This is a genomic window from Ralstonia pickettii (assembly GCF_001699815.1).
Taxonomy (GTDB): Bacteria; Pseudomonadota; Gammaproteobacteria; order Burkholderiales; family Burkholderiaceae; genus Ralstonia; species Ralstonia thomasii.
Genome location: NZ_MCGB01000029.1, coordinates 77426 through 89793 on the forward strand (window position 1 = coordinate 77426; position 12368 = coordinate 89793).

Below are 12368 nucleotides of genomic sequence, written 5' to 3' on the forward strand. Positions count from 1 at the left end.
GCGGGCAAGCTTGGCGCTTGCCGGGAAGCCCGAAATTATACGGCCAACGTGTGCTGGCCGCCCCACGACAATGCTGCATGCGGCGGATTTCCGCCGTTTTTTTATTGCGTAGATGACATCGATAGCCTCCTCCGCGGACGCCTCCGCCCACCACGAGCCGCAATGGGCGGCGGCATTCTTCATCCTCCTGGGCGCCTCGGTCTGGGGCATTTCCTGGTATCCATACCGCCTGCTCGCCGCCTGGGGGCTGGGCAGCATGCTGGCCTCGTCGATGACGGGCGCGGCTGCGGCCGTCCTGGCCGCCGTGGTGCTGCGTCGTCACTTTTCGACGTTCCAGTGGTCGTGGCTGATTCCGGCGCTCGGGGTTGCAGCGGGCATCACCAATGCGGGTTTCGTCTGGGGCACGGTGCACGGCACGGTCATGCGGGTGCTGCTCCTGTTCTATCTGACGCCCGTCTGGACGGCCCTGTTGGCGCGCCTATGGCTGCACGAGCGGCTGGGCTGGCGTGGCGGTGTGTTGCTGGCGCTGGCATTGTCAGGCGCGGGGATGATGCTGTGGTCGGGCGAGGCCGGCACGCCGTGGCCGGGTTCATCTGCGGAATGGGCGGGGCTGATTGCGGGGCTCGCTTTTGCGTGCAACAACGTGCTGTCCCGCCTGGCGGGGCAGCGTCACCCGACCATGCGCCCTGAAATGCGCACCGTGGTCGTCTTCACCGGCTGCGCGTTGGTGGGCTTTCCGGCTGCGCTGCTGCTCGATGGCGTGCGCGCGGTGCCGGCGGCTTTGTCGCAAGGCAATACGTGGCTGCTGCTGGTGGGCATGGCCTGCGTGCTGGTGGGCGGCAATGCGATGGTGCAGCGCGGCTTGCAATGCTTGCCGGCCAATCGCGCGGCGCTGCTGATGCTGTTCGAAATCGTGGTCGCGGCCGCGTCATCGGCGCTGCTGACGGCGGAGCGCTTGTCTCCCCACGAAATGCTGGGCGGCGCCTGCATCATCCTGGCAGGTGCGCTGTCGGGGCTGTTGCGGCGCAGGTAGGCCGCCGGTGTTTCGCAAACCAACCAAGGAGTTGCCGATGTGGCTTCGTTCGATTTTCATCGCGCTGACGTTTGCGCTCTCGACGTTCGCAACGGCCCCGCACGCCGCTTCCGCAGAGACAGGCCCCGCGTATGGCCCGCGCCTGGAAGGCTTCGATTACCCGGCGCCGGTCAAGCTCTTCAAGTTCGAGTCGCAGGGCAACGCGCTGGAGATGGCGTATCTGGACGTCGCGCCCAAGCAGCCCAACGGCCAGGTGGCGGTGCTGCTGCACGGCAAGAACTTCTGCGCGGCCACCTGGGAAGGCACGATCGCCGCACTGACCGGTGCCGGCTACCGCGTGATCGCCCCGGATCAGATCGGCTTCTGCAAATCGAGCAAGCCGCGCGCGTATCAGTACACGTTCCAGCAACTGGCGAGCAATACGCATGCGCTGCTGGCGTCGCTTGGGATCGGGCAGGCCATCCTGATCGGCCATTCGACGGGCGGCATGCTGGCGGCGCGTTACGCGCTGATGTATCCGAACGCGGTGTCGCGGCTGGTGATGATCAACCCGATCGGCCTGGAAGACTGGAAGGCCGAGGGCGTGCCGTCCATGACGGTCGACCAGTGGTTCGCGCGTGAAAAGCAAACCACCGCCGAGCGCATCCGTGCCTATGAGCAGTCCACGTACTACGCCGGGCAATGGCGCGCGCAATACGAACCGTGGGTGCAGATGCTGGCCGGCATGTACCGCGGCCCGGGGCGCGATCTGGTGGCGTGGAATTCCGCGCTGCTGTACGACATGATCTATACGCAGCCTGTCGTCTATGAGTTTGGCCAGTTGCGCCCGTGGACGCTGCTGCTCATCGGTCAGAAAGACACCACCGCCATCGGCAAGGACGCCGCACCGCCGGAAGCGCGGGCACAGCTGGGGCATTACCCCGAACTTGGCCGTGCAGCCGCCAAGGCTATCCCGCGCGCGACGTTGGTGGAATTCCCGGATGCGGGCCATGCGCCACAAATCCAGGATCCTGATGCGCTGCACCATGCGCTGCTCGGATGGCTGGCCACGGCGGAGCCTTCGCGCACACGCCGGCCGGACTGACGCCGTTTGTCATGAAGGTGAAACTGCTTACAAATCCGCAGCAATTTCGCCTCCCGCGCTGCAAATTTCGTCCATTTTTGTAGCGATTTGATTGGCGGGAGGCTAGGGTGCGAATGGTATGATGGCGCCATCCGCGCCCCTGGGCGTCCCTTGTCAGTCCGCGCCGCACGGCGTTGGTGTGATGACAAAGGCGCGCTCCTGGGGCGCCCGCTTTATCCCCCTTTTCTGATCCCCTCGAGACGAACACAACGTGCGCCTCTCTTCGATCAAGCTCGCAGGCTTCAAGTCTTTCGTCGATCCGACCAATTTCCATGTTCCGGGCCAGCTTGTCGGCATCGTCGGCCCGAACGGTTGCGGTAAATCCAACATCATCGACGCCGTGCGCTGGGTGCTCGGCGAATCACGCGCCGCGGAACTCCGTGGCGAATCGATGCAGGACGTCATCTTCAACGGCTCGACCCAGCGCAAGCCGGCTGGCCGCGCCAGCGTCGAACTCGTGTTCGACAACGCGGAAGGCCGCGCCGCCGGCCAGTGGAGCCAGTACGCCGAAGTGGCGGTCAAGCGCGTGCTGAGCCGCGATGGCACCTCGTCGTATTTCATCAACAACCAGGCGGTGCGCCGCCGCGACATCCAGGACATCTTCCTCGGCACGGGCCTGGGGCCGCGCGCCTACGCCATCATCGGGCAGGGGATGATCTCGCGCATCATCGAGGCCAAGCCCGATGACATGCGCATCTTCCTGGAAGAAGCCGCGGGCGTGTCGAAGTACAAAGAGCGCCGCCGCGAAACCGAAAACCGTCTGTCCGATACGCGCGAAAACCTCACACGCGTGGAAGACATCCTGCGCGAACTCGGCTCCAATCTCGAAAAGCTTGAGGGCCAGGCCGAAGTCGCGCAGCGCTTCCAGGCGCTGCAGGCCGACGGCGAAGAGAAGCAGCACCTGCTGTGGCTGCTGCGCAAGCGTGAAGCGCAAGGCGAGCAGGAACGCCATCAGCGCGCCATCGAACAGGCGCAGATCGACCTGGAAGCGCAGACCGCGCAGTTGCGCCATATCGAGGCTGAACTCGAAACGATGCGCGTTGCGCATTACGCCTCGTCCGATGCGATGCACGCCGCGCAGGGCGCGCTCTACGAAGCCAACTCCGAAGTCAGCCGTCTGGAAGCCGAGATCCGCTACGTGGTGGAATCGCGCAACCGCATCCAGCAGCAGATCGCCACGCTGACCGCGCAGCAGGAGCAGTGGCATACGCAGGGCGATCAGGCGCAGGAAGACCTTGCCGCGGCCGAGGAAGAGTTGGCCATGGCCGAGGAGCGTGCCGCGCAGGCCGCCGAAGACGTCGCGCGCAAAGCCGACGAACTGCCCGGCATGGAGGCGCAATGGCGGGACGCGCAGACCGCGCTGAACGATCAGCGCGCCGCGATCCTGCAGTCGGAACAGGCGCTCAAGCTCGAAGCCGCGCACCAGCGCAATGCCGACCAGGCCCTGCTGCAGCTTGAGCAGCGCCGCGAACGTCTGACGCAGGAGTCCTCCGGCCTCGACAAGCCGGATGACGTGCAACTCGAAACGCTGCGTGCCGAACTGGCTGAGCAGGAAGAAGTGTTGGCCGAAGCGCAGGCCGCGCTGGAAGACGCCGAGACACAGGTGCCGCAGCTCGACGAGGCACGCCGTGCCGCGCAAGACCGCGTGCAATCGGAAGCCGCCGCCATTGCCAGCCTGGAAGCCCGCCTTGCCGCGCTCAAGCAACTGCAGGAGAACGTGCAGACCGACGGCAAGGTCCAGCCGTGGCTGGCCAAGCATGAACTGAGCGAGCTGCCGCGCTTCTGGAAGAAGCTGCAGATCGAGCAGGGCTGGGAGCCCGCGCTCGAAGCGGTGCTGCGTGAAAAGCTTGGCGCGCTCGAAGTCTCCAACCTCGATTGGATCAAGGCGTTTGCGGCTGACGCGCCGCCCGCCAAGCTCGCCTTCTATGCGCCGCCGCCTGCAGCGCGTCCGGTGGAAGCGCCGGCGGGGCTGCGTCCGCTGATGTCGCTGGTGCAAGTGACGGAGCCGGGCATTCGTGCCGTGCTGCAAGACTGGCTGGCCGACGTCTATGTCGCCGACGACATGCAGGCCGCGCTCGCCGCGCGTCAGACGCTGCCGGAAGGCGGCACGTTCGTCATCAAGGCCGGGCACTTGATTGGCCGGTCGTCGGTGCAGTTGTACGCGCCTGATTCCGAGCAGGCCGGCATGCTGGCGCGTGCGCAGGAAATCGAAAACCTGCACAAACAGGTGCGTGCGCAGATGCTGTTGGCCGACGAGGCTAAGAGCGCTGCCGTGCGCGCCGAAGCGGCGTACAGCCAGGCCAGCCAAAACCTCACGCAGGTGCGGGCCCGCGCCGAGCAGGCCACGCGCCGCGTGCACGTGCTGCAGATGGACGTGCTCAAGCTGTCGCAAGCGATGGAGCGCTACAACGCGCGCAGCGGCCAGATCGACAGCGAGCTGGAAGAGATTCGCGCGCAGATCGAAGAGCAGCGTGCCATCCGTGCCGAGTCCGAAGCGGCCTTCGAACAGCACGATGCGGCACTCGCCGATATGCAGGCGCGCTTTGAAGACAGCCAGCAGGCGTTCGAGGCGCTCGAAGTTCGCCTGAGCGATGCGCGCAACGCCTTGCGCGACCAGGAGCGCGGCGCACAGGAAGCCCACTTTGCCGAGCGCAATCTGCAGAACCGCATTGCCGAACTGAAGCGCAACATCCAGGTGGCGAGCGATCAGGCGCAGCAGATCGTGCTGACGCTGGAGAACGCGCGCGCAGAGTTGGAGACCATCAACGAGCAGACCGCGCATACCGGTTTGCAGGAAGCGCTGGAGCGCCGTGCCGAGAAGGAAGAAAAGCTCGGGTTGGCGCGCATGGAACTGGATGCACTCACCGCACAACTGCGCACGCACGACGAGCAACGCCTGAGCGCCGAGCGCGGCCAGCAACCACTGCGCGATCGTATTACCGAGCTGCAGTTGAAGGAGCAGGCCGCGCGCCTGAACCAGGAGCAGTTCACCGAGCAGCTCACCGCTGCCAACGTGGACGAGGCCGTCCTGGCCGAACGCCTGACCGGCGACCTGAAGCCTTCGTACCTGCAAGGTGAAGTCACGCGCATCAACAACGCCATCAACGCGCTCGGCCCGGTCAACATGGCCGCGCTCGACGAGCTGGCGGCGGCGCGCGAGCGCAAGGGCTTCCTGGATGCGCAATCGGCCGATTTGACCGACGCCATCACCACGCTGGAAGATGCCATCCGCAAGATCGATCAGGAAACGCGCGCGCTGCTCCAAGGCACGTTCGACCAGGTCAACTATCACTTTGGCGAGCTGTTCCCGACGCTGTTCGGCGGCGGCCAGGCCAAGCTGATGATGACCGGCGAGGAGATTCTCGACGCGGGCGTGCAGGTGATGGCGCAGCCGCCGGGCAAGAAGAACTCGACCATTCACCTGCTGTCGGGCGGCGAGAAAGCGCTGACCGCGATTGCGCTGGTGTTTGCGATGTTCCAGCTGAACCCGGCCCCGTTTTGTTTGCTCGACGAGGTGGACGCGCCGCTGGACGACGCCAACACCGAGCGCTACGCCAACATGGTCAAGCGCATGTCCGACAAGACCCAATTCGTTTTTATTTCTCACAACAAGATTGCGATGGAAATGGCGCAACAGCTCATCGGTGTGACCATGCAGGAACAAGGTGTGTCCCGGATCGTGGCGGTGGATATGGATGCCGCGCTGACCATGGCGGAGGCTGCATAAATGCAGGACAACAACCTGGTGATGGCCCTGCTGGGCGCCGGCGTGGTGTTTGTGCTGGTGATCGTTGTGTACAACCAGTGGCAGATCCGCAAGGCGCGAGGCCCCGAGGCGTACAACCCGCCCGTCGACGAGACACCGCGCGGCGACGGTTGGACCGAGCGCGCCGAACCGGCCCTCGGTGGCGAGCGCGACGAAATCAACCGCGTCGAACCGCGTCTCGAGCCCGGTTTCTCGGCGAAGACGCACACGCCCGCCACGGGCAGCGCCGAAACCGAAGCCGGCGTGATTGGCGCCGAACTCACACCCTCGGGCGACGATGCCGCGCTCGAAGCCGCCGAGGCCGGAGAGATTGCCGAACCCGCCCCGGGTTCGCTGGAGCCGGCCAATGGCGTGATCGATCCGCTGATCGACTGCATCGTGCCGCTGCACCCGGATCGAGAAGTGTCGGGCGACCGTCTGCTGCCGTCGCTCGCCAAGCTGCGCCGCGCAGGCACCAAGCAGATCCACGTGGAAGGCTTGAACCCCGCCGCCAATGCGTGGGAAGCCATCCGCGCCGGGCAGCGCTACCTGGACGTGCAGGTGGCCGTGCAACTGGCCAATCGCACGGGCCCGCTGAATGCGCTGGAGTTCTCGGAATTCATCAACGCGATCGATCCGCTGTCGGAGGCGGCAGATGCCGTGCCGGAACTGCCGGACATGAACGAGACGATTTCCAACGCGCGCGAACTCGACGCGTTTGCCGCCGAGTGCGATGTGCAATTGGGCGTGAGCGTGATCTCCGACGGCGCCCCATGGTCGGCAGCATACGTGCAGACGGTGGCCACGCAAGACGGCCTCGTGCTCTCGCGTGACGGCACGCGCTTCACGCGCTTCCATGCGGGGGGCGACGGTGTGCAGCGCGCACTGTTCACGCTGCAGTTTGGCGACACCAATTTCCTGCGCGATGACCTGACCATCAAGGCCGGCCGACAGATCACGCTGTTGCTCGATGTGCCGGTGGCGGAAGAGTCGAGCAAGCCGTTCAAGCTGGTGTGCGAATACGCCTACACGCTGTCGCAGCGCATGGGTGCGCAGGTCGTGGATGACAACCTGCGTCCGCTGACGGAGCAATCGTTCGTCGCCATCCAGAAGCATCTGCGGGTGCTGTATGACAAGCTCGAATCGCGCGGCATCCCGGCCGGTTCCAGCACCGCGGTGCGCCTGTTCAGCCACTGACGGACGCACGATGAGCAAGACTGAAGAACCCGCGTCCGGACCGCCCTCAAAAGACCGGCCCGAGGCGCGGGCAGCCTGGCTGCGCGCCGAGCTGAACCGCTACGCCCACGAGTACTACGTGCTCGACCAGCCCAGTGTGCCCGACGTTGAATACGACCGGCTCTATCGCGAGCTGGAAGCGCTGGAAACCGAACACCCCGAGCTGAAGACACCCGATTCGCCCACGCTGCGGGTCGGTGGCGCTGTCCTGCCCGAATTTGCGGCGGTCAGGCATGTCATCCCGATGCTGTCGATCCGCACCGAGACCGACACCACCGCAAACGGCGCGCGCGCGTTCGACGCCAGCGTAAGGCGCGAGCTGGGCCTTGATGACACCGATCCGCCCGTGGAATACGCCGCCGAGCTGAAGTTCGATGGCCTGGCGATCAACCTGCGTTACGAGCGTGGTTATCTCGTGCAGGCGGCCACGCGCGGCGACGGCACCACCGGCGAAGACGTCACGCAGAACATCCGCACGATCCGCCAGATTCCGCTGGGGCTGTCGCCAGTTGATGGCCACGTGCCCGACGTGCTGGAAGTGCGCGGCGAGGTCTACATGCGCCGCGACGACTTCGAGAAGCTCAACGCCCGCCAGCGAGAGCGCGGTGACAAGACCTTCGTCAACCCGCGCAATACCGCAGCCGGTGCCGTCCGCCAGCTCGATCCTAAGATGGCTGCCGAGCGCCCGCTGTCGTTCTTCGCCTATGGGCTGGGCGAAGTGGCCGGCTGGAAGGGCATGCCCGGCACGCATTCCAGCATGCTCGACGTGCTGCAGGCGTTCGGTTTCCCGGTCAGTAATGAACGCGCGGCTGTGGCGGGCGGTGAAGGCCTGGTCAGATTCCATGAGGCCATCCGGGCCAAGCGCGACAGCTTGCCGTTCGACATCGACGGCGTCGTCTACAAGGTCAACTCGCTCGCGTTGCAGCGTGAACTCGGCTTTCGCTCACGTGAGCCGCGCTGGGCGGTTGCGCACAAATATCCGGCGCAGGAAGCGCTGACCACGGTCGAATCTATTGACGTGCAAGTCGGCCGAACGGGCGCCATCACGCCGGTGGCGCGGCTGGTGCCGGTGTTTGTTGGCGGGGTAACGGTCACCAATGCGACGCTGCACAACGAAGACGAAGTGCGCCGCAAAGATGTACGCGTGGGCGACACCGTGATCGTGCGGCGCGCGGGCGACGTGATTCCCGAGGTGGTGAGTGTGGTGCTTGATCGCCGCCCACTGGATGACGTCCCGGGCAGCGACTTGTTCAATCCGCAGCAGCAGCCCAAGTACCCGCCATTCGAACTGCCGAAGACGTGCCCGGTTTGCGGCTCGCACGTCGTGCGCGAAGAGGGTGAGGCGGTGGCCCGTTGCTCCGGCGGCCTGTTCTGCTCGGCGCAGCGCAAGGAGGCGATCCGCCACTTTGCCGGTCGCCGCATGATGGACATCGAAGGCCTGGGCGAGCGTTACATCGACAACCTGGTCGAGTTGGACTACGTGCACGGCATTGCCGACCTGTACAAGCTCACGCTCGAAGATTTTCTGGAGATGAAGCGCCGTGCGGACGAACGTGATGGCGTGACGCCCGAGACGGTTTCCGCAGGCAAGATCGCCACCAAGTGGGCCGAGAATCTGCTGGAGGGCATCCAGGCCAGCAAGACGCCGCCGCTGGCGCGCTTCCTGTTTGCGCTGGGCATTCGCCACGTGGGCGAGTCGACCGCCAAGACGCTTGCCGACTGGCTCGGCAGCCTGGCCATGATCCGGCGTGCGCCTGCGCCGCTGCTGCTGGCGCTGCCCGATGTGGGTGCCACGGTGGCTGAAGCCATCGCCGATTTCTTTGCCGAGCCGAAGAACCAGCAGGCGCTCGATGCGCTGCTCGAAGCCGGTGTTGCACCGCAAGGCGAGCATGCGCCCAACGCGAAGCTGCGCGAGAAGCTGGAGCCGGCCGAACTGTACGCCACGCTGGGCGTGCCCAAGCTGACCGCCACGCGCGCAAAGCAATTGGCCGTGGCAGCGCCAACGCTTGCCCAGTTGGCCAGCGTTGAGCCCGATCAGTTGGCTGGCCTGCCTGCGGATGTGACTGCATCGCTGCTTGAATGGCTCGCCTCGCACGACCATCGCGCGCAACTGGCGAAGCTCGACGCGCTGCGCGGCGAGTTGCTCGCTGCCATGCCTGCTGAGGCCGCCGAAGAAGGCGTGCTGGACGGCAAGACGGTCGTTTTGACCGGCACATTGCCGAACCTCACGCGTGACGAAGCCAAGGCCATGCTGGAAGCGGCAGGCGCCAAGGTATCGGGTTCGGTGTCGAAAAAGACCGACTACGTTGTCGCCGGAGAAGATGCCGGCAGCAAGCTCGCCAAAGCCGAAGAATTGAACGTGAAGGTTCTGGACGAAGCGGGTATGCTCGCGCTGTTAAAAAAACCGGCGGGAGACCAGGCATGATCCGAAACATCCTCAAGATGGGCGACAGCCGGCTGCTGCGCGTTGCCAAGCCGGTCGAGCGTTTCCACACGCCCGAACTGACTGCCCTGATCGAAGACATGTTCGACACCATGGATGCGGCGCGCGGTGCCGGTCTGGCAGCCCCGCAGATCGGCGTGGATCTACAGGTCGTCATCTTCGGGTTCGATCGTAACGACCGGTATCCGGATGCACCGGCCGTGCCGAAGACGGTGTTGATCAACCCCACCATCGAGCCGCTGTCGGACGAGATGGAAGAGGGCTGGGAAGGATGCCTCTCGGTACCCGGCCTGCGCGGTGTGGTGCCGCGCTACACGCGCCTGCGCTATACCGGCTTCGACCAGCACGGCCACGCCATCGACCGTATTGCCGAGGGCTTCCACGCGCGCGTCGTCCAGCACGAATGCGATCACCTGCAGGGCGTGCTGTATCCCATGCGCGTGAAGGACTTCACCCGCTTCGGCTTTACCGAAGTGCTGTTCCCGGAATTGCCCGCCAATCACGACGACTGATCGAGACTGCGGCAGCGTCGCATCTGCGGGGGGCGGGTGGACGCGTGTTTCATCCACCACGGAGACGATATGAGGCGAGATGGTTTGAGGGGCTGGCGCCGGCTGGCGCTTGGTGTGGCCATGACGGCGATGCTGGGGGTGGCGGCGTGCGCGGGGCCGCAGGCACCGGAAACGCCGGCGGCCGCACCGGTTGCCCAGAAGGCTCAGAGCCCAGTCTGGCAACGCGTGCGTCTGGGTACGGATGCGGTGGCCTACGATTTCCCTGTCTATGCAAACCATCCGCTTGATGGCGACCTGAGCGGCATCCGCGAAGTCGTATTCGTTCAGCACGGCCTGCAGCGCAACGGAAACGACTACTACACCGCTGGCGCCGATCTGCTCCAGGCCAGCGGCCGCAATCCCGACGAGGTCCTGCTGATTGCCCCGAACTTTCCCGGCACGCCCGATGAGGGCAAGGGTTTCGACGGCATGCCCGTGTGGTCGGTGGACGGCTGGATCGGGGGCTTCAACGCCACCAACGCACCCTACACGGACCTGAGTTCGCTCAAGGTGCTGGATGACCTGATCGGCTACGTGACCGACCCGGCACGCGCGCCCAACGTCAAGCGCGTAACGGTGGCAGGCCACTCGGGCGGTGGCCAGATCGTGCAACGCTACGCTGTGCTCAACAACGTCGACGAGGTGATCCGCAAGCGCGGCATCGACCTGCGCTACGTGGTCGCCAACCCCTCGTCATATCTGTATTTCACGCCGGAGCGTCCGAGCGGCAAGGGCTTTGCGCGCTACAGCACCAGCGTCTGCCCCGACTACGATCACTACAAGTACGGCATGGTCGACATGGTTCCGTATGCCGCCGGCAAGACCGGCCGCCAGCTGTTCAACCGCTACGCGCAGCGCCACGTGACGTACCTTGCCGGCACGAGCGACAACGATCCGAACCACCGCGTGCTCGACAAGCTGTGCGGTGCCGAGGCCGAAGGCCCGACGCGCGTGGATCGCGCACGCAACTACTGGCGCTACGAGCGCCACATGGCGGGACGCAAGCGCGTCAATCACCAGGCGCACGAAGTGGTTGGCGTAGGCCACGACCAGGCGAAGATGTTCGGCTCGCGCTGCGGCGCGCAAGCTGTGTTCGGCATGCCTGCATCGGCCAACACCGCGGGTGCAGCTTGTCAGGCGCCGCATCTGTAATGTAGACAGCGGGCACAAAAAAACCGGTCAGCGTGCAATGCGTTGACCGGTTCTTTCTTTGTGGCAGAGGCTGCCTCAGAATTTCTCGAACGGCCCCAGGAAGCGCCACTGACCGACCGGCAGGTCGCCCAGCACGATGCTGCCCATGCGGATGCGCTTGAGGCCCACCACCTCCAGTCCCACCTGTTCGCACATGCGGCGGATCTGGCGCTTCTTGCCTTCGCGCAGCACGAAGCGCAGCTGCTCTTCGTTCTGCCAACTCACCTTCGCGGGCTTGAGTGCTTCGCCGTCGAGCGACAGGCCAAAGCGCAGCTTCTCCATCAGCTCTTCCGGGAAGACCTTGGAGATGTCGCGCTCGACCACGCCGTCCGGCGAATGCCATACCACGCGCACCAGGTATTCCTTCTCGACCGTCGAATCCTCGCCGATCAGGTGGCGCGCCACACGGCCGTCCTGCGTCAACACCAGTAAGCCGGTGGAGTCGATATCCAGTCGACCGGCCGGCGCCAACGCCCTGCGCTGCCACGGCGCGAAGCGCTTGCGCGTGGGGTCGGCTTCCCACTGGTTTTCCGGCACGAACAGCGAAACCGCCGGCTGATAGCCGTCTTCCGCCTGGCCTGACACATAGCCGACCGGCTTGTGCATCAGCACGGTGACGCGCTCGCCTTGCTCGGATCTCGCAGCTTGATGGATCTCGATGATCGCATCCGGCTTGACGCGCGAACCCAGTTCGGTGACGGGCTCGCCGTCCACCAGCACCCAGCCGCGCGGAATCCATTCATCGGCCTCCCGGCGCGAGCACAGCCCCAGTTCGGACATGCGCTTGGACAGACGGACCAGTCCGCTCGATTCGGTCTGCTGCGCCGGGCGCGGTGCCTGCTCCTCGGCGTGACGCGGAGCGCGTTCCTCACGCTCGCGCTCGGGCCGTTGCGGACGTGCCGGACGATCATCGAAGCGACGCGGTGGTCGGTCGTTGTCAAAACGACGCGGAGGGCGTTCGTCATCGAAGCGACGCGGAGCCCGGTCATCGCCATAGCGCCGCGGCGGCCGTTGCTCGTCGTCGAATCGGCGCGGCGGGCGTTCAT

The 12368-nt window shown here is 65.4% G+C and carries 8 protein-coding genes; 7 read left to right on the top strand and 1 reads right to left on the bottom strand.

From position 1 onward, the window contains the following. Positions 1 to 112 precede the first annotated feature (112 nt). The 7 genes from BEK68_RS05900 (at position 113) to BEK68_RS05930 (ending at position 11283) form a co-directional block, all read left to right on the top strand. Positions 113 to 1033, top strand: a complete 921-nt coding sequence (locus BEK68_RS05900; RefSeq protein WP_004626647.1) for a DMT family transporter — start codon at positions 113 to 115, stop codon at positions 1031 to 1033. 37 nt (positions 1034 to 1070) lie between these two features. Further along, positions 1071 to 2117: an alpha/beta fold hydrolase gene (locus BEK68_RS05905; protein WP_012435444.1), complete on the top strand. Its 1047-nt coding sequence runs from the start codon at positions 1071 to 1073 to the stop codon at positions 2115 to 2117. A 250-nt stretch (positions 2118 to 2367) separates the two neighbouring features. After that, on the top strand, positions 2368 to 5883 hold the full coding sequence (gene smc / locus BEK68_RS05910; RefSeq protein ID WP_012435445.1) for a chromosome segregation protein SMC: 3516 nt from the start codon (positions 2368 to 2370) through the stop codon (positions 5881 to 5883). Continuing rightward, the gene (locus BEK68_RS05915) at positions 5884 to 7098 is read left to right on the top strand and encodes a cell division protein ZipA C-terminal FtsZ-binding domain-containing protein (protein ID WP_012435446.1); all 1215 of its coding nucleotides are present in this window, start codon (positions 5884 to 5886) and stop codon (positions 7096 to 7098) included. Between the two features lie 10 nt (positions 7099 to 7108). Continuing rightward, complete coding sequence (gene ligA, locus BEK68_RS05920; protein WP_012435447.1) at positions 7109 to 9562, top strand: NAD-dependent DNA ligase LigA; 2454 nt, start codon at positions 7109 to 7111, stop codon at positions 9560 to 9562. After that, positions 9559 to 10092, top strand: a complete 534-nt coding sequence (def, locus tag BEK68_RS05925; RefSeq protein WP_004626657.1) for a peptide deformylase — start codon at positions 9559 to 9561, stop codon at positions 10090 to 10092. The genes ligA and def overlap by 4 nt, the downstream gene beginning before the upstream one ends. A 69-nt stretch (positions 10093 to 10161) precedes the next feature. Further along, a complete protein-coding gene (locus BEK68_RS05930; protein WP_012435448.1) occupies positions 10162 to 11283 on the top strand; it encodes an alpha/beta fold hydrolase in 1122 nt (373 codons plus the stop codon). Between the two features lie 75 nt (positions 11284 to 11358). Here the strand turns inward: BEK68_RS05930 and BEK68_RS05935 are convergent. Next, positions 11359 to 12368: pseudouridine synthase (locus tag BEK68_RS05935; protein ID WP_139111340.1), on the bottom strand; the 1010-nt coding region annotated here is incomplete at its 5' end.